This is a genomic window from Rhodophyticola sp. (assembly GCF_965284195.1).
Lineage (GTDB): Bacteria > Pseudomonadota > Alphaproteobacteria > Rhodobacterales > Rhodobacteraceae > Rhodophyticola.
On sequence record NZ_CBDIRM010000001.1, the window covers coordinates 234,845 to 254,464 of the forward strand.

General features: G+C 68.0%; 23 protein-coding genes. 11 read left to right on the plus strand and 12 right to left on the minus strand.

The features are described from left to right. Nucleotides 1–33: 33 nt before the first annotated feature. Complete coding sequence (locus ACQ651_RS01255; protein WP_430447941.1) at nt 34–513, minus strand: Lrp/AsnC family transcriptional regulator; 480 nt, start codon at nt 511–513, stop codon at nt 34–36. Nucleotides 514–663: 150 nt separating this feature from the next. Continuing rightward, on the minus strand, nt 664–1,809 hold the full coding sequence (locus tag ACQ651_RS01260) for an alpha-D-ribose 1-methylphosphonate 5-triphosphate diphosphatase (protein ID WP_430447942.1): 1,146 nt from the start codon (nt 1,807–1,809) through the stop codon (nt 664–666). Between the two features lie 38 nt (nt 1,810–1,847). On the opposite strand from ACQ651_RS01260, the gene ACQ651_RS01265 reads away from it, so the two are divergent. Beyond that, nucleotides 1,848–2,534, plus strand: coding sequence for a DUF1045 domain-containing protein (locus ACQ651_RS01265; RefSeq protein ID WP_430447944.1), 687 nt, complete (start codon nt 1,848–1,850; stop codon nt 2,532–2,534). On the opposite strand, the gene phnN is transcribed toward ACQ651_RS01265, so the two are convergent. Genes phnN through ACQ651_RS01290 form a run of 5 tightly spaced genes read right to left on the minus strand, consistent with a single transcriptional unit; the run spans nt 2,516 to nt 5,676 of the window. After that, nucleotides 2,516–3,061, minus strand: a complete 546-nt coding sequence (phnN, locus tag ACQ651_RS01270; RefSeq protein WP_375550477.1) for a phosphonate metabolism protein/1,5-bisphosphokinase (PRPP-forming) PhnN — start codon at nt 3,059–3,061, stop codon at nt 2,516–2,518. The genes ACQ651_RS01265 and phnN overlap by 19 nt on opposite strands. Further along, nucleotides 3,058–3,741: a phosphonate C-P lyase system protein PhnL gene (gene phnL / locus ACQ651_RS01275; RefSeq protein ID WP_227284214.1), complete on the minus strand. Its 684-nt coding sequence runs from the start codon at nt 3,739–3,741 to the stop codon at nt 3,058–3,060. The genes phnN and phnL overlap by 4 nt, the downstream gene beginning before the upstream one ends. Before the next feature lie 11 nt (nt 3,742–3,752). After that, on the minus strand, nt 3,753–4,523 hold the full coding sequence (phnK, locus tag ACQ651_RS01280; protein WP_227284213.1) for a phosphonate C-P lyase system protein PhnK: 771 nt from the start codon (nt 4,521–4,523) through the stop codon (nt 3,753–3,755). Next, entirely contained in the window at nt 4,520–4,849 is a 330-nt protein-coding gene (locus tag ACQ651_RS01285) for a hypothetical protein (RefSeq protein WP_430447945.1), read from the minus strand. Before ACQ651_RS01285 ends, phnK begins: the two co-directional genes overlap by 4 nt. Next, a complete protein-coding gene (locus ACQ651_RS01290; RefSeq protein ID WP_430447946.1) occupies nt 4,846–5,676 on the minus strand; it encodes an alpha-D-ribose 1-methylphosphonate 5-phosphate C-P-lyase PhnJ in 831 nt (276 codons plus the stop codon). Before ACQ651_RS01290 ends, ACQ651_RS01285 begins: the two co-directional genes overlap by 4 nt. Before the next feature lie 31 nt (nt 5,677–5,707). On the opposite strand from ACQ651_RS01290, the gene ACQ651_RS01295 reads away from it, so the two are divergent. Both ACQ651_RS01295 and ACQ651_RS01300 read left to right on the plus strand, forming a co-directional pair. Beyond that, the gene (locus tag ACQ651_RS01295) at nt 5,708–5,857 is read left to right on the plus strand and encodes a hypothetical protein (RefSeq protein WP_227284210.1); all 150 of its coding nucleotides are present in this window, start codon (nt 5,708–5,710) and stop codon (nt 5,855–5,857) included. Nucleotides 5,858–6,132: 275 nt separating this feature from the next. Then, nucleotides 6,133–6,315, plus strand: coding sequence for a hypothetical protein (locus ACQ651_RS01300; protein WP_430447947.1), 183 nt, complete (start codon nt 6,133–6,135; stop codon nt 6,313–6,315). Between the two features lie 13 nt (nt 6,316–6,328). Here the strand turns inward: ACQ651_RS01300 and ACQ651_RS01305 are convergent, their stop codons facing one another. From ACQ651_RS01305 to phnG, 3 genes are read right to left on the minus strand one after another with little or no spacing between them, the layout of a single operon-like run. Next, complete coding sequence (locus ACQ651_RS01305; RefSeq protein ID WP_430447949.1) at nt 6,329–7,417, minus strand: carbon-phosphorus lyase complex subunit PhnI; 1,089 nt, start codon at nt 7,415–7,417, stop codon at nt 6,329–6,331. Then, complete coding sequence (phnH, locus tag ACQ651_RS01310; protein ID WP_227284207.1) at nt 7,417–8,001, minus strand: phosphonate C-P lyase system protein PhnH; 585 nt, start codon at nt 7,999–8,001, stop codon at nt 7,417–7,419. The genes ACQ651_RS01305 and phnH overlap by 1 nt, the downstream gene beginning before the upstream one ends. Further along, on the minus strand, nt 8,001–8,453 hold the full coding sequence (phnG, locus tag ACQ651_RS01315) for a phosphonate C-P lyase system protein PhnG (protein WP_430447951.1): 453 nt from the start codon (nt 8,451–8,453) through the stop codon (nt 8,001–8,003). Before phnG ends, phnH begins: the two co-directional genes overlap by 1 nt. Before the next feature lie 108 nt (nt 8,454–8,561). Between phnG and phnF the strand changes: the two genes are divergently transcribed. The 6 genes from phnF to mnmH all read left to right on the plus strand — a co-directional run bounded on the left by phnF (nt 8,562) and on the right by mnmH (nt 14,062). Next, nucleotides 8,562–9,278, plus strand: coding sequence for a phosphonate metabolism transcriptional regulator PhnF (gene phnF / locus ACQ651_RS01320; protein WP_227284205.1), 717 nt, complete (start codon nt 8,562–8,564; stop codon nt 9,276–9,278). Between the two features lie 73 nt (nt 9,279–9,351). Further along, nucleotides 9,352–10,113 (plus strand): 5-oxoprolinase subunit B family protein, encoded by a 762-nt coding sequence (locus tag ACQ651_RS01325; RefSeq protein ID WP_227284204.1) that lies wholly within the window; start codon nt 9,352–9,354, stop codon nt 10,111–10,113. Further along, on the plus strand, nt 10,110–11,126 hold the full coding sequence (locus ACQ651_RS01330) for a biotin-dependent carboxyltransferase family protein (protein ID WP_430447953.1): 1,017 nt from the start codon (nt 10,110–10,112) through the stop codon (nt 11,124–11,126). Before ACQ651_RS01325 ends, ACQ651_RS01330 begins: the two co-directional genes overlap by 4 nt. After that, a complete protein-coding gene (locus ACQ651_RS01335) occupies nt 11,123–11,896 on the plus strand; it encodes a LamB/YcsF family protein (RefSeq protein WP_227284202.1) in 774 nt (257 codons plus the stop codon). Before ACQ651_RS01330 ends, ACQ651_RS01335 begins: the two co-directional genes overlap by 4 nt. 78 nt (nt 11,897–11,974) lie before the next feature. Next, entirely contained in the window at nt 11,975–12,859 is an 885-nt protein-coding gene (locus ACQ651_RS01340) for an NAD(P)-dependent oxidoreductase (RefSeq protein WP_430447955.1), read from the plus strand. A 177-nt stretch (nt 12,860–13,036) separates the two neighbouring features. Then, nucleotides 13,037–14,062 carry a tRNA 2-selenouridine(34) synthase MnmH gene (gene mnmH / locus ACQ651_RS01345; protein WP_430450293.1) on the plus strand — a complete coding sequence of 342 codons (1,026 nt, stop codon included), beginning with the start codon at nt 13,037–13,039 and terminating at the stop codon, nt 14,060–14,062. On the opposite strand, the gene selD is transcribed toward mnmH, so the two are convergent. Next, nucleotides 14,059–16,236 (minus strand): selenide, water dikinase SelD, encoded by a 2,178-nt coding sequence (selD, locus tag ACQ651_RS01350; protein WP_430447957.1) that lies wholly within the window; start codon nt 16,234–16,236, stop codon nt 14,059–14,061. The genes mnmH and selD overlap by 4 nt on opposite strands. Then, complete coding sequence (gene truA / locus ACQ651_RS01355; protein ID WP_430447959.1) at nt 16,233–17,012, minus strand: tRNA pseudouridine(38-40) synthase TruA; 780 nt, start codon at nt 17,010–17,012, stop codon at nt 16,233–16,235. The genes selD and truA overlap by 4 nt, the downstream gene beginning before the upstream one ends. 102 nt (nt 17,013–17,114) lie before the next feature. Between truA and ACQ651_RS01360 the strand changes: the two genes are divergently transcribed. Next, a complete protein-coding gene (locus tag ACQ651_RS01360) occupies nt 17,115–18,527 on the plus strand; it encodes a YcjX family protein (RefSeq protein ID WP_430447960.1) in 1,413 nt (470 codons plus the stop codon). A gap of 90 nt (nt 18,528–18,617) precedes the next feature. Next, nucleotides 18,618–19,619: a YcjF family protein gene (locus tag ACQ651_RS01365; RefSeq protein WP_430447962.1), complete on the plus strand. Its 1,002-nt coding sequence runs from the start codon at nt 18,618–18,620 to the stop codon at nt 19,617–19,619. Nucleotide 19,620 lies beyond the last annotated feature (1 nt).

The window sequence follows — 19,620 nt, forward strand, 5'->3', positions numbered from 1 at the left end:
GTTCGGCAATTTGCCGGTCAAGGCTGCAATCTGTCAGGATCGCACGTTTGGTGGAAGCATCATCCGGGCGGCGGTCTCGCTGTAGCGCCTGTCGAATTTCCGCCCGAAGACGACGAAAGTCTTGGTGCGGATCACACCGGGGATTTCGGCGATTTCATCCACTAGAAGATCCAGATCCTCGATCCTCGGCGCCTCCGCAGTGAGAAACAGGTCGAACTCTCCGTTGATCGACAGGCAAAGTTTGATCTCTGGCAGATTGTTCAGTCTTTGCAGGATCTTGCGGGTGTCCTGCTGCCGGATTTCCAGCAGCATCAGGATCTGGACGACCTCGTCGCCCTGAGGCTGGCCCAGTACAACCGAATAGCCGGCGATGGTGCCGTCCCGTTCCATCCGGGCAATCCGTTCATGCACGGTGGAGCGCGCCACGCCCAGCCGCCCCGCGATCTGGGAGGTCGACGCGCGGGCGTTATGTTGCAGTTCGGCCAGGATCCTGCGATCAAGGGCGTCGCGCATGAAGCCTCTCTTGCGGCTGGACATCCGCTGCAGGTTTCGGGATATCCGGTGAAACGTCAAGCCTGGCTACGAGTATCCGTCGAATTGCCGGGGTTCCGGACATTCTGTGCCCGACCTGCATGGCGCAGCACAAGAGACGGGTCGCCGCCCTCAGGCGACACGGATACCGTTCGACCAGACCCCGTGCAGTACCGGCACCTCGCCCACCCGGGCGAAGCGGACGAGATCGGCGCGCATGCCGGGTGCGATCGCGCCCCGGTCCACCAGCCCCGCGGCCTTCGCCGGGGCCGATGTGACGGTGGCCATCGCGCGGGCCAGATCATCCCAGATCGCGCCCAGTTTCACAGCTGCGTAAAGCAGCGCGGCGGGCACATAGTCCGAGGACAGAATATCCAGAAGTCCGGTTTCGGCCAGCGTTTCGGCGGCGACATTGCCGGAGTGAGACCCGCCGCGGATCAGGTTCGGCGCGCCCATCATCACGGCGATCCCGTGCTGATGGCAGGCTTTGGCGGCCTCCAGCGTGGTCGGGAACTCCGCAAGCTGAATGCCGTGGCTCGCCGAAACGCGGACATGTTGGGCGGTCGTGTCGTCATGACTGGCCAGCACCGCGCCAAAGCGTTGTGCGGCCTCCACCGCCGCGATCTCATGGGCCGGCCCGACACGTGCGCCAAGGGCCACGCGCGCCTCCACATGGGTGTCGAAATCCTCCTGGCTCAGCCCGTGTTTGCCACGCATGTAGGTTTCATACTGGCTGAGATCGGCAAACTGCCTCTGGCCCGGCGTGTGATCCATCAGGCTGAGGATGCCGACCCGGTCGTCGGGGCCGAACCCGGCCAGTTCCTCCAGAAGCGTTTCCGAGCAGATTTCGGCCCTGAGATGCAAATGATGGCTGATTTTCAAGGCGCCTTCGGCCCGCATGGCAAGGATTTCATCGGCCATGGTGCGGGCGTAGCGTTGCCAGCCCGTGGCGCCCTTGCCCTCGATTGAGCCCACGCGGATCGCGTCGAACACAGTGGTGATCCCGGTCGAGGCAAGCTCCGCGTCATGGGCGACGATCGCGGCCTTATGGGGCCAGTTCACGCGCGGCCGGGGGCGCAGATGGCGCTCCAGATTATCGGTATGCAACTCGATCAGGCCGGGGGCCAGAATGTCGCCCCCGCAATCCGTCGCCCCTTTGGGCACGGCGGTGCCGGTGTCGATATCGACGATCTCGCCCTTTTCGATATACAGGCTGCCAGTGAGAGTTTCGCTCGGCAGAACCAGTGTCGCATTGGCAAGGGTCAGGTTGTCTGGCATGGCCGGGGCCTCCGGTATTCGGCGCAGGGGCCAAGGTTATGAGCGAATTCACCCGATACGCGATTTACATGCTGCCGCAAGGCGCTTTTTATCAGGCCGGAGCGGCCTGGCTGGGATGGGATGCGGAGGCCGGCGCGGAACGTGCGCATCCCGTGCTGGACGGCCTGCCCGCCACGCCGGAAGAGATCACGGCGACACCTCGCAAATACGGCTTCCACGGCACGATCAAGCCGCCCTTCCGTCTGGCGGAGGGGACGAGCCGCGCCGAACTGGAAACTGCCGCGGAGGCCTTGCTGGCCAGCCTTTCGCCGGTGCAGCTTCCCGGTCTTGTCATCCGACGTCTGGGCGGGTTCGTGGCCGCGGTGCCCGAGCGGCCGTCGGCGGGGTTGGCCGATCTGGCGGCGGCCGTCGTCCGGGGGCTCGACAGGTTCCGCGCCCCGCCGGGCGAGGCGGAACTGGCCCGGCGGCGCAAATCGGGCCTCAGCCGGCGGCAGGATGCATTGCTGGAGGCTTGGGGTTATCCCTATGTGATGGAGGAGTTCCGGTTCCACCTGACATTGAGCGGGCATTTCGCCGAGGCAGAGGCCGAAGCGCTGGCAGGCCGCCTGACAGCGCATTTCGCGCCGGTGCTGCCGCGCCCCTTCGGGGTCGATACACTGGCCCTGATGGGCGAGGCGCAGGATGGCCGGTTTCATCTGATCCACCGTTACACCCTTGCCGGGTAAAGTGCGGCCAGCGCGGCGGCGACGCTCGCCTCCAGCGCGCCGCTGTTGTCGATCTGGGTGACCCGCACGCCCTGCGGCATGGGTGGCGCAGCGCGTGCGAGCCTTGCGGCGATGTCCTCCGGTGTCTCGCGCCCGCGGGCCGAAAGCCGGTCGGCCAGAACCTCCGGATCGGCGCTGATCGCCAGCACATGAACCCGTGCGAACGCGGCTGCCGCATCCTCCAGCTTGCCGCGCGACAGGTTGGCCAGCACATCGCGACCGGCGTCGAGATCGTTGCGTATCTGGGCCGGGATCCCGTAGCTCAGGCCATGGGCCTGCCAATGCAGCACGAAGGCGCCCGCCCTTGCGCGCCGGGCAAAGGTTTCCGCGCTGACGGCCTCATAGTCTTCGCCGCCCGCCTCTGCCGCACGGGTGATCACCCGGCGCACCCGGTGCAGACCGGGCCGCGCGTGGCAGAGCGCCTCCATCACGCTGTCCTTGCCGACACCGGAGGGGCCGACCACCGCGATGAAGCGCCCCTGTGTCATGCAGCCCGTGCCGGGGTGAAGGCGCTGACATCGATTTCGCGGTTGGCCAGCCGGTCGCGCGCCGGGGCGTCGTGGAAGATGCCGACAATCGCGGTGCCGCGGGCCTTGGCCTCTTCGACGAGGCTCAGAACCACCTCCCGGTTCTGCGGATCGAGGCTGGCGGTCGGCTCGTCCAGCAGCAGCGCGGGGTAGGTGTGGGCGAAGCCGCGGGCGATGTTCACCCGCTGCTGTTCGCCACCCGAAAACGTGGTGGGCGACAGGGCCCAAAGCCGTTCGGGGATGTTCAGCCGCGCCAGCAGGCCGCGCGCCCGGTCAAGCGCTGCGCCTTCCTCCATGCCGATGGCCAGACAGGGCTCGGCCACCACCTCCAGCGTCGGTACGCGCGGAACCACGCGCAGGAACTGGCTGACATAACCAAGTGTTTCGCGGCGCAGCGCCAGTATCTCGCGCGGCTCGGCCGCCGTCAGGTCGACCCCGCCGATCAGCACCTGACCCGCCTGCGCCAGATAATTCCCGTAGAGAATGCGCATGACCGTGGATTTCCCCGCCCCCGACGCGCCGGTCAGTGCCACGCATTCGCCGGGTGCCACCGTGAAGCTTGCGCCTTCCAGAACCGGGATCACCGCACTGCCCTGATTGTGCAGCGTGAATGATTTGCCAAGCCCCTGAACCTCGATCATTCCCTGTCCTCTCATACCTGCAGAACCGAGCTGACAAGCAGCTGCGTATACCCGTGTTGCGGATCGTCCAGCACCTGGTCGGTCAGCCCGGTTTCGACCACATGGCCGTCCTTCATCACCATCAACCGGTCGGCCAGCAGACGCACCACCGCCAGATCATGGGTGACCACGATCGCCGAGAGGCCCATGCGCCGGACCAGTCCGCGCAACAGATCCAGAAGGCGCGCCTGCACCGAAACATCCAGCCCTCCGGTGGGCTCATCCATGAACACCAGCCGCGGCCCGGTGACCAGGTTGCGGGCGATCTGAAGCCGTTGCTGCATGCCGCCGGAAAAGGCCGCCGGGCGGTCGTCGATCCGGTTCGTGCTGATCTCGACCCGGTCCAGCCAATCCTCGGCGGCGGTCCGGATCTCTGCGTAATGGCGTGCGCCCACGGCCATCAGCCGTTCGCCCACATTGCCGCCCGCGCTGATCCGCATCCTGAGCCCGTCGCGCGGATTCTGATGCACAAAGGCCCAGTCGGTGCGGCCCAGCATCCGCCGTTCCGGCTCCGACATCCGCAGCGTGTCGCGCGGCCCGTCGGTGCGCGTGTCGAAGAACACCTCGCCCCGGTCCGGCTCCAGATGCCCGGCCAGACAGTTCAGCAAGGTCGATTTGCCGGATCCGCTTTCCCCCACGATCCCCATGACCTCGCCGGGGTAAAGCGTGAAGGACACATCGGCGCAGCCGGTGCGGGACCCATAGGTCTTGGTCAGGCTGCGAACATCCAGAAGCGGTGTCATATCGCTCTCCAATCGGTCGGCGTCGAGGTCAGGTTGGGGGCGAAGGTGAACCGGCACCCGCCGCCGTGGGGCCGGCCTTCGGCGTGGTTGATCCCGACATCCGGAAGATGATGCCGCAGCGGCGCACCCACGCCACTATGAGCCACGATCGGGATATCGCCGTCGGCGGGGGCGTCGAACAAAGCCCGGTCCACCGCACCGACGATGCGCCCTTGTGCGGTGCACGCCGTTTCCCACGCCTTGGCGCTCAGCGCCCGGTCCGTCACAGCGACGCCCGGGTCGATCATGCCTTCGGCATCGGTCAGGAAGATCACTTGTCCGGTCATGCGGCATCCTCTCGCCGGCCGGCGCAGAAATCGGTGTCAGAGCAGACGAACATCCGCCCGCCGGTATCATTGACGATCACCTCGTCGAGATAGCTGTCCTCGGCCCCGCAAAGCGCGCAGGGATGATCGGCCTTCGAGGGATCGAACGGGTGGTCGTCGAAATCGAGGCTCACGACCCTGGTATAGGGCGGCACCGCATAGATCCGCTGTTCCCGTCCGGCGCCGAACAGTTGCAGGGCTGCGCTTTCCAGCTTGGGGTTGTCGAATTTCGGGATCGGCGACGGGTCCATCACATAGCGCTCCTCCACCTTCACGGGGTAGGCGTAGGCGGTCGCGATCTCGCCATGCCGGGCGATGTCCTCGTAAAGCTTCACATGCATCAGCCCGTATTCCTCAAGCGCGTGCATTTTCCGCGTCTCGGTCTCCCGCGGTTCCAGAAACCTGAGCGGTTCCGGGATCGGCACCTGATAGACAAGGATCTGCTCCTCGCCCAGCAAGGTCTCCGGGATCCGGTGCCGGGTCTGGATGACGGTGGCCTCAGTCGTCTTCTCGGTCACCGCCACCCCTGCGGTTTTTTCGAAGAACTTGCGGATCGAGACGGCGTTGGTGGTGTCGTCGGCCCCCTGATCGATCACCTTGAACCGGTCATCGGGCGTCAGGCAGGCGGCCGAGACCTGAACGCCGCCCGTGCCCCAGCCATAGGGCATCGGCATCTCGCGGGAGGCGAAGGGCACCTGATAGCCGGGGATCGCGACGCCTTTCAGAAGCGCGCGGCGGATCATGCGTTTTGTCTGTTCATCGAGATATGCGAAGTTATAGTCGGTCATGCTGAACGGCCGTGATCTGAGGGAGAATGAGATGGAATGGATCTCTGAGCATCTTTACGGGATTATCTTTGCCGGCGTGATGAGCTTGGTGGGCATCTGGCTGATCCGGGTGTTCGGCCCGCTTTTCGCGCTGATCTTCCGCGCCGATCGCGAAAGCCGGGCCTTGCGCCGCCGCGGCTGATAGGCCGAACACGGTCCTTCCGCGGCCTTCCGGTGGCCGGTGGCCGTCCTTCCCGTCACGGCCGCATCTGTCCATTGGCTCGAAGAGCTTGCGGAATGGCGCCGCGTGGGTCTTATCGGCCCTGCGCCCGATTGCCTTGAGCGTGTCATCGGGCGTCACGCATGTGGCCGGGACCTGCCCGCCGCCCGTGATCGCGAGATGGATGATCTGCTTGGTCTGTCCTTGGAGATATGCCAACTTGCAGTCAGACACGGCACGCTCCGGGAGGATTTTCAATGGAATGGGTCATCTGGGGTTTCGGCAGCCTGTTGGCGCTTGCGCTGATGATCATCGCCGTAGCGGCTTGGCGGAGTCTGGTTCGCGACAGGCACGAACCCAATCTGGGCCCGCAACGGATGAGCGACGCGCGGCGCGCGGCGCGCAGGTCCATGCCGCGCGGCGTGCCCAAGTCGCGGTAGCGGGCGACAGCGGTCATTCCGCCGCCTCCTGCGCACGGGTGGCCATGGCCTCGGCTCTCAACCGGCGGATCAGTTCCAGCTCCGACTGGAAGTCGACGTAATGCGGCAGCTTGATGTGCTCAAGAAAGCCCGTGGCCTGCACATTGTCCGAATGGCTGAGCACGAACTCCTCGTCCTGTGCGGGCGCGCCGACATTGTCCTCGCCCAGTTCCTGCCAGCGCATGGCCCGATCCACCAGCGCCATGGAAATCGCCTTGCGCTCCGTATGGCCGAAGACCAGCCCGTAGCCGCGGGTGAATTGCGGCGGCTCGGTTTTCGAGCCGGTGAACTGGTTCACCGTTTCGCATTCGGTGACCGTGATCTCCCCAAGCTCGATGGCGAACCCCAGTTCGGGGATCTCCATCTCCACGGGTAGCTGGCCCACGCGCAGTTCGCCGACGAAGGGGTGATTGCGGCCATAGCCGCGCTGCGTGGAATAGGCCATCGACAGCACGAAACCTTCATCGCCACGGGTCAGCGCCTGAAGCTTCAGCGGGCGATCGGCGGGAAAATCAAGCGGCTCCCGGGTCAGGTCACGCGGTGTTTCGGTGCCTGCGGGTTCCGTCTGGATCAGGTCTTCGCGGGCCAGAAACCCGGTGATATGGGGCGTCTTGTCCGTTTGCGGGGTGGTCTGTGGTGCGTCGGACGCGTCTCCCTCGGCGGCCAGCGCGAAATCGATCAGCCGGTGGGTGTAATCGAAGGTCGGGCCCAGTATCTGGCCGCCCGGGGCATCCTTGAACGTGGCGCTGATCCGCCGGTCGCAGGTCATCGCGCCCGTATCGATCGGCTCGGATGCGCCAAAGCGCGGCAGGGTGGTGCGATAGGCGCGGATCAGGAAAACCGCCTCGATCATGTCGCCGCGCGCCTGTTTGATCGCCAGCGCTGCCAGATCGGGGTCGTAAAGCGAACCCTCGGCCATCACACGGTTTACCGCAAGGCTCAGTTGTTCGCGGATCTGCGCCACCGACATCTCGGCGACGGTCCGGTCGCCGCGCCGCTCTTCGGCCAGCCAGGCATGGGCATTGTCGATGGCGCGCTCGCCGCCTTTTACCGCCACATACATCAGATCGCCTCCGTCACGTGGGTGGATCGGGGCAGGGCGGCCAGTTGAGCGCCTGCGGTGAAGATACAGTCGAAGCCAAGCGGGAACCGCGCCCGGTTTGCCCGGAACGCGGCGATCTCCGGCAGGTTCAGACAGGCCCGGTCCCTGATCCCCGGCCCGCTCAGTACGGTGCCATCGGCGCGCAGGTCGTCGCGCTCCACGATCAGCGTTGCCGAGCGGTCGGGATACTCCGGGGTGCCGATTGCATAAGCCGACAGCGGCGCCAGCGCGTCCCATGTGCCAAGGGCGAACATCGCGGCTTCGGCGCCGACAAAGGGCGCACCGGTATGGAATGTGATCCAGGCGCGCGCGGCCTCCGTGTCATGGCCGGGTGCCAGATAGACGCCGGTCTCCGGATCGCAGAGCGTCAGGATCACGGCACCGGCCGCCGCAGAGATCGGGGCGGGCGGTGCGGCTCTGCTGACGGTTTCGATCCGCCCGGGGCGGGCCATGGCCTGCAAGACCGCGCGAAACGCGAAGGCCGCGTCGAAGGCGGGCGCTTCGAACCCGCCGGTCATCGCATCGCTTTGGGTCGGTGCCGACATCATCCCTCTCCCCGTACCATCGTGAAGAACTCCACCTTCGTCGCGGCGGCGCGGGCGGCGCGCGCGGTCCGCTTGGCGGCCGCCTCGTCGCGCAGCGGGCGCAGGATCGCGGCCTCCAGCGCTTCGGCCTCGCCGGCCTCGGCCAGCGCGTCGATCAACGCCGCCGTGCGCGCCGCCTGCTTGTCGCGGCCTTGCACATATCCATGGCCGACGGCGCCGTCGCTCAGCCGGATGGAACAGCGTGTCACGCTCATTTCACCCAGATTGAAGGGCGCCCCGACCGCGCCGGCCCGGCCCCGCACCATCACGGTTCCGATCTCCGGCGGGCGCAGCGTCTCATGCTCGGGCGTCCTGCCAAAGGCCTGCCAAAGAGCGGCGAGCCGCGCCGCCGGGGCCTGCGCCAGGGTCGACAGTCGGGCCTTGCGGTCTGTGTTCGCGTCTATCTCAGACATCTTGCGGAGTTGTCCATATTTATATACAACTAGACAAATTGTTACGCCCAGCCCGCGAGTCGCGCAAGCCCGGGCTCCGTGAAACTTTGATGACAAACGGATACCGACATGGGCCGCACCGCGCTTTGGACATCGATACGGGACACCCTGACGGGGGAGATCGGCGCGGGCCGCTACGCGCCCGGCGACAAGCTGCCGACCGAGGCGGAACTGGCCGCACGGTTCGGCGTGAACCGCCACACGGTGCGCCGGGCCCTTGCGGCCCTGGCCGAGATCGGCACGGTGCATGCACGGCGCGGCGCGGGCGTTTTCGTGACGCACCAGCCCACCTATTATCCGATCGGCAAGCGTGTGCGGTTCCACCAGAACCTGATTGCCGCCGGCCGGGAGCCGCGCCGCCGGTCGTTGCACCGTGCGACCCGCGCCGCCGACGCGCGGGAGGCCGACGCACTTGGCCTGAAACCCGGCGATCCGGTGCATGTCTCCGAAGGCGTGTCTTTCGCCGACGATCAGCCCATTGCAGTGTCGCGCGCCGTCTTCCCGGCCGAACGGTTCCCGGATCTACTCACCCATCTGGCCCGTACCGGCTCGGTCACCGCGGCGTTCCGGGCCGAGGGGCTGATGGATTACACCCGCAGCTGGACCCAGCTTACGGCGCTTGCCGCCTCGCCCACGCAGGCCGGGCATCTGCATCTGCAGCCGGGCGCGCCAATCCTGCGCACAGTCGGGCTGAGCGTCGATCCGGAAGGCCGCCCGGTGGAATACGGCCGCACCTGGTTTGCCGGCGATCGGGTCACTCTGACCCTGGCCGAGGGCGAGGGCTGACCCCCCATTGGCACCTTTGCGCACCCGCGTTATCACGGGGGAGCGCCGCGCCAATTCAGGACTTGCTTGCACCATGACATCCGCCCCCGTTTCCGCATCCGGCTCATGGCCGGTCATCCGATCCCTCGGCCTGACCGGGCTGCTGGTCAGCTTCGCGGATGCGTTCAGCGAACCTGCCAACCGGGCGGCGCTTGCGTTTCGGGCGGCCCTGGAACGGGACCCATGGCCGGGGGTGGAGGAAACCGCCCCCTCGCTGGTGTCGGTCTTTCTGCGCATCGACCCGCTGGCCGCCGATCACGCGGATCTGGTGTCCCGGCTGAGCGATCTGGTGTCCCGGCAGGACTGGTACGAGGCACCCCTGCCTGAGGGGCGGCGCCTGTTCCGCGTGCCGACCGTCTACGGCACCGATCTGGCCCCCGAACTGTCCGAGGCGGCTACGGCGGCGGGCCTGTCCGAAGCGGAGGCGATCAGGGAGCTTTCCACCGCCCGGCTGCGGGTCATGGCGCTTGGCTTCGCGCCGGGGCAGCCCTATCTGGGCGAGCTTCCGGAAAACTGGAACCTGCCACGGCGGACTGAGCTGAACCCCATGGTGCCCGCCGGCGCGATGATCCAGGCCATCCGGCAATGCGTGCTCTTCTCCCGGCCGTCGCCCACGGGCTGGCGGCATATCGGTCAGACCGCGTTCGAGAATTTCCGCCCCGACAGCGACCCGGCCTTCCCCCTGAACCCCGGTGACGAGGTGCAGTTCGTCGCCACCGACCGCGCCCATGTGGAGCGCATGATGGGCGATGCCGATGTGCTGGACGGTGGCGCCGAGGTCGAGGTGATCTCATGACCGCACTGATCGTCCACCGCGCGGGGCCCGGTGTCACCGTGCAGGATCTTGGCCGCCCCGGTCATCTGGCGCAGGGCCTTTCGCGGGGCGGGGCGATGGACCGGCTGGCACTTTACGAAGGCGCCGCGCTCCTCGGTCAGGCGCCCGAGCTTGCCGTCCTTGAAATGGTCGGCATGGGCGGAGAGTTCGAGGCCGATGCGCCCCTTCGCATCGCCCTTACCGGCGCGCCGATGAAGGCCACGCTCGACGGCGCGCCGTTGATCTGGAATGCCAGCCACCACATGCCCGCGGGCAGCAGACTGTCCATCGGCGGCGTGATCGAAGGCGCGGTCGGCTATCTGCATGTGGGCGGCGGGTTCGACACCGATGTCAGACTGGGCGCGCGCGCGGCGCAGCTGAACGCGGGGCTGGGCGGCCCGGTCGAGGGGGGCACGCATCTGCCCGTCGGCACCGACAGGCAGGGCGCGACCGGCATGGTGCTGGATGTGGCCGATCGCTTTTCGGGCGGTCGGTTGCGGATCTTGCCATCGGTCCAGACCGGCTTTTTCGACGAAGACACCCGCGCCCGGCTGGAAGCGACCGCGTTTCAGCGCGATCCGCGCTCGAACCGCATGGCGCTGCGCCTTGCGATGGACGGCGAGGGGTTCGCGCTGGAAGGCGGTCTTACCGTGGTCTCCGAAGTCATCGTGCCGGGGGATATCCAGATCACCGGCGACGGGGTGCCGGTGATCCTGATGGCGGAATGCCAGACCATGGGCGGCTACCCGCGGATCGCGACGGTTCTGCCGGCCGATCTGCCGCGCGCGGCGCAGACCCCGCCCGGCGCCCCGCTCAGCCTTGACTTCATCACGCCCGACGAAGGTCTGGCGGCGGAACGCGCCGATCTGGCCGCGCGCAACGCGCTCCGTTCCAATGTGCGCCCGCTTGTGCGCGACCCGCGCGACATCCCCGATCTGTTGAGCTATCACTTGGCCGACGGAGCCATTTCCGGCCATGAGGAGGAGCATCAATGAGCCTGACTGTCGATCTGAACGCGGATATGGGCGAAAGCTTCGGCCCCTGGGTCATGGGCCGGGATGCCGAGCTGCTGCAGATCATCACCTCGGCCAATATCGCCTGCGGTGCCCATGCGGGCGACCCCGACGTGATGGCGGAAACCATGGCGCTGGCGGTGGAAAACGGCGTCGGGATCGGCGCGCATCCGGGTTTTCCCGACCTGCAGGGGTTCGGACGCCGGCGGATGCATCTGCCCCACAGGACACTGGCCAATTTTGTCCGGTTCCAGCTTGGCGCGGCGCAGGCCATGGCGCGCGCCGCCGGCGGCAGGGTCCGGCATCTGAAACTGCACGGGGCGCTCGGTAACATGACCTCGGAGGATGCCGAACTGGCGCGGGTCTGCTACGACGCGGCGCTTTCGGTGGACCCTGACCTGATCATCATGGTGCTGACCGCCACCGCGCAGGAAGAGGCGACGCGCGCCCTTGGCTGCGCCTGGGCTGGCGAGATTTTCGCGGACCGCGCCTATAACGACGATGCGACGCTTGTCGATCGCTCCCGGCCCGGCGCGGTAATCCATGATGCGGGCGTGGCCGGGCCACGCGTTGCCGCTATGGTCAAGGCCGGCGCGATCATCACAGGAAGCGGCAAGGAGATCCCGGCGGCGATCGACACGATCTGCCTGCATGGCGACACGCCCGAAGCGGTGGAGATCGCCCGTTCGGTCCGCGCGGCGCTGGAGGCCGAAGGCGTGGCGCTGGCACAATTCGAAGGCCGGACGCCCTGAACCGGCCCCGGCCGTCTGGTCGGCGGGATCGCGCGCTGCTAGGTCTGCGCGCAAGGGATCGTCAAGCGGAGGGATGAAATGGCAAAACTGGCGTTTTTGGGTCTGGGGGTCATGGGCTATCCGATGGCCGGGCATCTGCGGAACGCAGGCCATGAGGTAACCGTCTACAACCGGACAACCGCCAAGGCCGAAGCCTGGGCGGCGGAGCATGGCGGCGATTTCGCGGCGACCCCGCGCGAGGCGGTGGCGGGCGCGGAGTTCGTGATGTCCTGCGTCGGCAATGACGATGATCTGCGCGCCGTCGTGATGGGCGCGGACGGGGCGCTTGCCAGCATGGCGCGGGGATCGGTTTTCGTGGATCACACGACCGTATCGGCAACGGTCACCCGGGAACTGGCGGCGCAGGCCGCGGAACAGGGGGTGGGCTGGGTCGACGCGCCGGTCTCTGGCGGGCAGGCCGGGGCCGAAAACGGGCAACTGGCGATCATGTGCGGCGGCGAGCAGACGCATTTCGCGGCGGCCGAACCGGTGATCGATGCCTATGCCAAGGCGATTGTGCATTTCGGCGATGTCGGGGCGGGCCAGTTGACCAAGATGATCAATCAGGTCTGCATCGCCGGTGCGATCCAGAGCATTTCCGAGGGTCTGTTCTTTGCCATGCAGGCCGGGCTGGACGCAAAGAAAGTGGCCGATCTGGTGTCGCAGGGCGCGGGCGGTTCGTGGCAATTGGCCAACCGGGCCGGCACGATGGTGGACAATGAGTTCGATCACGGTTTTGCCGTCGACTGGATGCGCAAGGATCTGGGGATCGCGCTGGCCCAGGGCAAGGAGATGGGCGTGAGCCTGCCGGTCACCGCGCTGGTGGACCAGTTCTATGCCGAGGTGCAGCAGCTTGGCGGCGGGCGGTGGGACACTTCCAGCCTGATCCAGCGGTTCCGCAAGATGCACGGGCAGGACATCTGACGACACCGCGCCGCCGCGTTTCGCCGCGTCCGGGGCGCCCGACCGGCGGGAGCGGATTTGCCGCGTGGACCCGTTGACGGGTGCCGGGGCCCGCCATGGCGCTGTTTTTTTGAGGCAAAGAGGACTTTGGGGAAAGGCGGATCCGACTTGGGCGACACCGGGGCATTTGCCGAAACGATGGATTGGGCCGCTGGCTTCGATGCGATCATCGACGTGCGCAGCCCGGCAGAGTTTGCCGAGGATCACATGCCCGGCGCGGTGAACATGCCCGTCCTCAGCGATGCGGAGCGGGCGCGCGTCGGCACGATCTACGCGCAGCAGAGCCCCTTCGCCGCGCGCAAGATCGGGGCAGCGCTGGTGGCGCGGAACGCCGCCGCCCATATCGAAAACTCCCTGATGGCGCAGGGCGGTGATTGGCAGCCGCTGGTCTATTGCTGGCGCGGCGGCCAGCGCTCGGGCTCCTTCGCCACGATCCTGCGGCAGATCGGATGGCGGGTGGAGGTTCTGGACGGCGGATATCGCAGCTATCGGCGGCGGGTGGTGGAGATGCTCTACGACCGGCCCCTGACGCAGCGGCTGATCCGGCTGGATGGCAATACCGGCAGTGCCAAGACCGACCTTCTGGCCCGGCTGGCCGCACGTGGGGTGCAGGTTGTCGATCTGGAAGGCCTGGCGGCGCATCGCGGCTCCATCCTGGGCGAGATGGAGGGGCCGCAGCCCCCGCAAAAGGCGTTCGAATCGGCGCTGGCCATGGCGCTCTCCCGAGTGGATCCCGCGCGGCCGCTGCTGTTGGAGGCGGAATCGAGCCGGATCGGAAAGCTGCGCCTGCCGCCCTCGCTCTGGGCTGCGATGCGGGCCGCGCCGCGTCTGGTCGTTGCCGTTCCGGCGCCGGCGCGCGCGGCCTATCTGGCCGATGTCTACGGAACGTATGCCGCCGATCTTCCGCGCCTGATCACCCGGCTGGATCATCTGCGCCCTCTGGCCGGACATGAGATGGTGGATGGCTGGATCGCGCTGGCCCGTCATGGGCGGTTGCAGGAGCTTTCCGCAGGATTGATCGAACGCCATTACGATCCGGCCTATGCCCGGGCGCGCAGATCCGACGCCACGGAACGGCTGGCGGAGTTTCGGAGTGACAGCCTGACGGTGGAGGCGCGCGAAGCCCTGGCGGACCGGCTCGCCCGATGGATCGCGAGCGCCTAGATCAGGGTGATCCGTGGCGCGCCGGTCCCGAACCGGCCGATGACGGCCGCGTCATGGCCGGCCGCGCGCAGCTCCGCCACCGCCGTGGCGGCATCGGTCGGCGGCAGAGCGGCCAGAAACCCGCCCGAGGTCTGTGGGTCGAACAGCAGCGCCTTCCGCGCGCCGTCGCCGCCGCTGATCCGCCCGGCAAGGGCGGCCTCGTTCTCCGCATGCAGGCTGGCCCGCTGGCCCGCATCCAGAAGCGCCCGGGCACCCGGCAGCATGGGCAGGTCGGCCAGCGCGATTTCGGCGCCGAGGGCCGAGGCGTCGCATATACCGATCAGGTGCCCGGCCAAACCGAAGCCGGTGACATCCGTCATCGCATGGGCAAGCGCGCCGATACGGGCGGCGACGTCGCCTTGCGGGCGACTCATCTGCGCCCAGGCGGTGGTCACATCCGCGCCTTTCGCGGCCTGCGCCATTTCAGCGGCGAGGATCACGCCGGTGCCAAGCGGGCGGGTCAGAACCAGCGCGTCGCCATCCTGAGCGCCGGCCAGCGTCACGGGCGGGCCATCGGGCAGACCGGTCAGGGTGAAGCCGATCGACAGTTCGGCCCCTTGGGCGGAATGGCCCCCGGCGATCTCCACCCCCTCGGCGGCGAAGATCGCACCGGCTTCGGCCATGATTTCGGCCAGCCAGGCCGCCTGCATCCGCGGCACCATCATCGGCAGGGTAACGCTGGCCAGGGCCGCCTGCGGCCGGGCGCCCATGGCCCAGACATCACCCATGGCATGGACCGCGGCGACCCGGGCCAGCAGCCCTGGATCGGGGCTGAACGCGCGCAGATGATCGGTGGTCAGCACAAGCGTCCGCCCGCCGATGTTCAGCACTGCCGCGTCATCGCCCGGGCGGCTCAGCACATCGTCGCGCAGGCCCGTCGGCAGCGCGCCCAAGGCCGTCTGCAGCGCCGTCCGGCCCAGCTTCGCGCCGCAGGCGCCGCAAGGGGCAGGGCCGCGCATCTGCTCGGCCACGCCGTCCGCGGCACCCCGGGGCACGGGGGGCGACGGCATCGGGCGCAGGTTGGTGAAGCGGGCCATGAAGGCGCGGTCGATCCGGTCCTTCCAGCGCCACATCAGCGCGCCGGACAGCATGATGCCCCGTTTCTCGGCCAAGGCGGATTTGCGGCCAAGGGAGATCAGCTTGAGATAGTCGCGCTGCGGGGCAAAGGCCCGCCTGGACCCGCCGGTCAGATCGGCCCGCAGGTTATGGGCCAGAACCGGCGCGGCGCGCACGGCGAAAACGCCGGCCTTGGGGCGCGGAGCATGGGAAAGATGGGCGCAGTCGCCCGCCGCGTAGATGGCTGGATCGGTGACCGAGCGAAGGGCCGCGTCGACCACCAGATACCCCGCCTCGGTCTCAAGGCCCAGATCGGCCAGCCAGTCATGGGGCCGGGCGCCCGCCGCGCCGATGGTCATGTCGCTGCGAAGCGCGCGACCGTCGGACAGGCGAAGTGTGTCGTCGCCAAGTTCGGTGACCCCGACCCCTTCGATCAGGGCGATGCCCGCGGTTTTCAGCGCCTCCATCAGCCGCGCGCGGCTTTTTTCGGGGAGCCCGGCAAGCGCCTCGGCCTGCTCGATGATCGTGACCGTGGGCGCGCATCCCAGACCGGTCAGCCGATGCTGCGCGGCCATGGCAAGCTCCACCCCGGCCACGCCGCCGCCGATCACGGCAATTTCCGGGCGGGCCGGCGGATCGGCGCAGAACCGGGCCCAGGTATCGGCGAAGCGGTCCAGCGGCTTCGCAGGCACGCCGAAGCTGGCGAAGCCGGGCAGGCCGGGCATGGCCGAGGTCACGCCCACATCGATCGATAGGATGTCGTAGGAGATGGGGGCGATCCGGCCCTCCACGCGGACGGTCCGGGCGTTCCGGTCGAGCCCGGTGGCCGCGCCGAGGATCAGCCTTGCACCGGCGAAGCGTGCCAGCCGCACCAGATTGATTTGCAGCTCATCCCGGTCGTAATGTCCCGCCACATGGCCGGGCAGCATGCCGGAATAGGGCGCGCTCGGGCCCGGGTTGATCAGCGTCAGGCGCGTGCCGGGCACCGGATTCATCCCCCAATTGCGCAGAACCAGCGCATGAGTATGGCCGCCGCCGATCAGGACCAGCTCCCTTGAGAACGGCGCGGCGGGGGTCATCCGGCAGGTTCCGCGAACGGATCCGACGCATAGCCGACCCCCGTCAGATAAAGCCCGAACGGGGGTGCGACCGGCCCGCAGGCGGCGCGGTCCGCGGCCTCCAGCGCCGCCTTCATGTCGGCGGAGCTCCAGCCGCCCGCGCCCACGCGTTCCAGCGAGCCGACAAGGGAGCGGACTTGCGAATGCAGGAAGGACCGGGCCCTGAGACGAAACTGAAACTCGACCCCGTGATCCAGCGGCAGCTCCGTGATCTCGATCGCGTCGAGCGTCTTGACCGGGCTTTTGGCCTGACAGATCGTGGCCCGGAAGGTCGTGAAATCATGACGCCCGATCAGGTGCCGGGCGGCCTCCCGCATCGGGTCCGCCCGCAGTTTGCCCCGCACATGCCAGGCCTGTCCTGCCTCAAGCGTCAGCGGTGCCCGGCGGTTGACCACCCGGTAGAGATAGCGCCGCTCCTCGGCCGAAAACCGGGCATGCCAGTCGTCATCGACCCGAGCGCAGGCAACAACGGCCACCGGCAGGGGCTTGAGATGAAAATTCACCGCCTCCGACAGGCGAAAGGGCGTCCAGTCGCGCGCCATGTCGCAATGGGCCACCTGACCCGTGGCGTGAACGCCCGCATCGGTGCGCCCGGCGGCGGCAATCGTGGGCACATCCGGCTCCAGCCTGGCCAGCGCCGCCTCGACCGCGCCCTGCACCGTGGCGCAGTCGGCCTGACGCTGCCACCCGGCAAAGGGCGCGCCATCATATTCCAGTTTCAGGGCATAGCGGGGCATGGGGTTCGCCTATGACAAAGCGGAGGGGCGCAATCAACCCTGTAAACCGCACCCGCCGATGACTATTCTTTGATCCTGAGGCAGGCAAAGGACGATTGCGCAGTGGTCATCGGGACAATAGCGGACACTCTGGGCCGGGGGATCGAAAGCGTGACCGGCGCCGTGTCGGAAACCTTTTTCGAACCGGTGGTCCGGTTGGGCGTGACCGGGCTCAGCCGGGCGGGCAAGACCGTTTTCATCACCTCGCTTGTCGCCAACCTTCTGGATCGCGGGCGGATGCCGGGGCTTGAGGCGGCGCAATCGGGCCGGATTCAGGCCGCGTTCCTGCAACCGCAGCCCGATGATACGGTGCCCCGGTTCGACTTCGAAACCCATCTGGCGGCCCTGACCGGCCCCAAGCCGCATTGGCCCGACAGCACCCGGCATGTGTCGGAACTGCGCCTGTCGCTGAGGGTGCAGCCAAGCGGTCTGCTTTCGGGCCTGTCCGGGCCGCGCACGGTCCATCTGGATATCGTGGACTATCCCGGTGAATGGCTGCTGGACCTGTCGCTTCTGGATCAGGGCTATGCAGACTGGGCCGCGCAGGCGCTCGATCAGGCCCGCAGCCGCCCCGGCGGGGCCGAATACCTGGCGCATCTGGCCGATCTTGACCCGTCCGCCAGGCTGGACGAGCCGCAGGCGCAGGCGCTGGCGCGCGCCTATACCGCCTATCTGGCCGCGGCGCGGGCGGCGGGTTTCTCCGATTGCACGCCGGGCCGGTTTCTCCTGCCCGGGGAACTGGAAGGCAGCCCCGCGCTCACATTTGCGCCCCTGCCGCCCTCGGCCAGCCCGCGCGGTTCGCTGGCGCGCGAATTCGCGCGGCGTTACGAGGCCTACAAGGCGCAGGTGGTCAAACCCTTCTTTCGCGACCATTTTGCCCGGATCGACCGGCAGATCGTGCTGATCGACGCACTTGGCGCGATCCATGCTGGCCCGCCCGCGGTGGAGGATCTGCGCCGCACGATGGCCGGGATCCTCCGTGCCTTTCGCCCCGGCCGGAACAGCTTTCTGAGCACGCTTGTGGGGCGGCGCACGGACAAGATCCTGTTTGCCGCGACCAAGGCGGACCATCTGCATCATTCCCAGCACCCGAAACTGACCGCGATCATGGAGGCGCTGGTGCGCGACGCCCGCGATCGCGCCGATTTCGCCGGGGCGGCCACCCGGGCCATGGCCATTGCCGCCCTGCGCGCCACGGTGGAAGAGACCCGCAGCCATGATGGCGGGCGCCTCGATCTGGTGCGCGGCACCTTGCTGGACGGCGGCAAACAGGCCGCGTTCCATCCCGGCGACCTGCCGGAGGATCCGAATGCGCTTCTGGTCCCCGCGCGGCAGGGACAGGCGGCGTGGCTGGACGGTGATTTCGACGTGATGCGCTTTGCGCCCGCGACGCTGACATTGAAACCGGGGGAGGGGCCACCCCATATCCGGCTGGACAGCGCGGCGGAGTTCCTGCTCGGAGACAGGCTCAGATGAGCGCCGGTGGCTTGCGCGGGACGGGGCTCTGCCCCCGGGCCGGACCCGCCCCGTGGGATTTTTTTGCACCAGAAAAGCAGGACAGGTTGGATGGTTAATCGCAAGGGCCCCGTTCTGATCGAGCTGGAGGACGCACCCGAGATCGGGCCGGGGGCGGCGCCGCCGGTGCCCGATGCGGGCGTGCCGGTCGCCAGCGGGCAGGCGATGCAGACCATGGCGACCCTGGCCGCGCGCCGCCCGTCGCGCCTGGGGCGATTCTTCTGGGCGGCGGCACTGGCGCTTCTTGGCTTCGTGCTGTCCATCGCGGCGTGGAACTTCGTCACCGGGCTTTTGGCGGCGAACCCGATCCTCGGCTGGACCGCGACGGTTCTGGTGGGGCTCGTGTTGCTGGCGCTGGTGCTGATCGCGCTGAAGGAGGCGGCGGCGTTTTCGCGTCTTGGCAGGTTGGATGACCTCAGACGGGAGGCCGATGCGGCGCTGTCCGCGGGGGATCTGGGCGCCGCGCGCAGGGTTTCCGACAGGCTGACGGCGCTTTACCGCGACCGGCCGGAGTTGCGGCTTGGCCGCGAAACGCTGGCGCGGCGGCGGGACGACGTCTTCGATGCGGCGAACCTCTTTGCCCTGACCGAAGCGGAACTGCTCGCCCCGCTGGATGCCGCCGCCCGCCGGGAGGTGGAGGCCGCCGCCCGGCAGGTGGCGACCGTGACCGCACTTGTTCCCATCGCGCTGGCCGATGTGATCGCGGCGCTGACCGCGAATTTGCGCATGATCCGGCGCATCGCCGAGATCTATGGCGGCCGGTCCGGCACGCTTGGCGCCTGGCGGCTGACGCGCGCGGTGCTGACCCATCTGGTGGCCACGGGCGCCGTGGCCGTGGGCGACGATCTGATCGGGTCGGTCGCGGGCGGTTCGGTCCTGTCGAAAGTGTCGCGCCGGTTCGGCGAGGGGGTGGTCAATGGCGCGTTGACCGCGCGGGTCGGCGTCGCCGCGATGGAGGTCTGCCGCCCGCTGCCCTTTGGTGACAATCGCCGCCCGAGCGTTACATCGCTGGTCAGGCGCGCCCTGACCGGGCTTTTTGGCCAGAAGGATTGAG

Coding starts and splice junctions, on each gene's coding strand:
- ACQ651_RS01335 (WP_227284202.1), top strand. CDS start 11,123: ATGAGCCTGACTGTCGATCTGAACGCGGATATGGGCGAAAGCTTCGGC.
- phnN (WP_375550477.1), bottom strand. CDS start 3,061: ATGACACAGGGGCGCTTCATCGCGGTGGTCGGCCCCTCCGGTGTCGGC.
- ACQ651_RS01365 (WP_430447962.1), top strand. CDS start 18,618: ATGGTTAATCGCAAGGGCCCCGTTCTGATCGAGCTGGAGGACGCACCC.
- ACQ651_RS01330 (WP_430447953.1), top strand. CDS start 10,110: ATGACCGCACTGATCGTCCACCGCGCGGGGCCCGGTGTCACCGTGCAG.
- ACQ651_RS01305 (WP_430447949.1), bottom strand. CDS start 7,417: ATGTATGTGGCGGTAAAAGGCGGCGAGCGCGCCATCGACAATGCCCAT.
- selD (WP_430447957.1), bottom strand. CDS start 16,236: ATGACCCCCGCCGCGCCGTTCTCAAGGGAGCTGGTCCTGATCGGCGGC.
- ACQ651_RS01290 (WP_430447946.1), bottom strand. CDS start 5,676: ATGACCGACTATAACTTCGCATATCTCGATGAACAGACAAAACGCATG.
- phnH (WP_227284207.1), bottom strand. CDS start 8,001: ATGTCGGCACCGACCCAAAGCGATGCGATGACCGGCGGGTTCGAAGCG.
- ACQ651_RS01265 (WP_430447944.1), top strand. CDS start 1,848: ATGAGCGAATTCACCCGATACGCGATTTACATGCTGCCGCAAGGCGCT.
- ACQ651_RS01325 (WP_227284204.1), top strand. CDS start 9,352: ATGACATCCGCCCCCGTTTCCGCATCCGGCTCATGGCCGGTCATCCGA.
- mnmH (WP_430450293.1), top strand. CDS start 13,037: ATGGATTGGGCCGCTGGCTTCGATGCGATCATCGACGTGCGCAGCCCG.
- ACQ651_RS01255 (WP_430447941.1), bottom strand. CDS start 513: ATGCGCGACGCCCTTGATCGCAGGATCCTGGCCGAACTGCAACATAAC.
- phnL (WP_227284214.1), bottom strand. CDS start 3,741: ATGATCGAGGTTCAGGGGCTTGGCAAATCATTCACGCTGCACAATCAG.
- truA (WP_430447959.1), bottom strand. CDS start 17,012: ATGCCCCGCTATGCCCTGAAACTGGAATATGATGGCGCGCCCTTTGCC.
- ACQ651_RS01285 (WP_430447945.1), bottom strand. CDS start 4,849: ATGACCGGACAAGTGATCTTCCTGACCGATGCCGAAGGCATGATCGAC.
- ACQ651_RS01295 (WP_227284210.1), top strand. CDS start 5,708: ATGGAATGGATCTCTGAGCATCTTTACGGGATTATCTTTGCCGGCGTG.
- phnK (WP_227284213.1), bottom strand. CDS start 4,523: ATGACACCGCTTCTGGATGTTCGCAGCCTGACCAAGACCTATGGGTCC.
- phnF (WP_227284205.1), top strand. CDS start 8,562: ATGGGCCGCACCGCGCTTTGGACATCGATACGGGACACCCTGACGGGG.
- ACQ651_RS01300 (WP_430447947.1), top strand. CDS start 6,133: ATGGAATGGGTCATCTGGGGTTTCGGCAGCCTGTTGGCGCTTGCGCTG.
- ACQ651_RS01340 (WP_430447955.1), top strand. CDS start 11,975: ATGGCAAAACTGGCGTTTTTGGGTCTGGGGGTCATGGGCTATCCGATG.
- phnG (WP_430447951.1), bottom strand. CDS start 8,453: ATGTCTGAGATAGACGCGAACACAGACCGCAAGGCCCGACTGTCGACC.
- ACQ651_RS01260 (WP_430447942.1), bottom strand. CDS start 1,809: ATGCCAGACAACCTGACCCTTGCCAATGCGACACTGGTTCTGCCGAGC.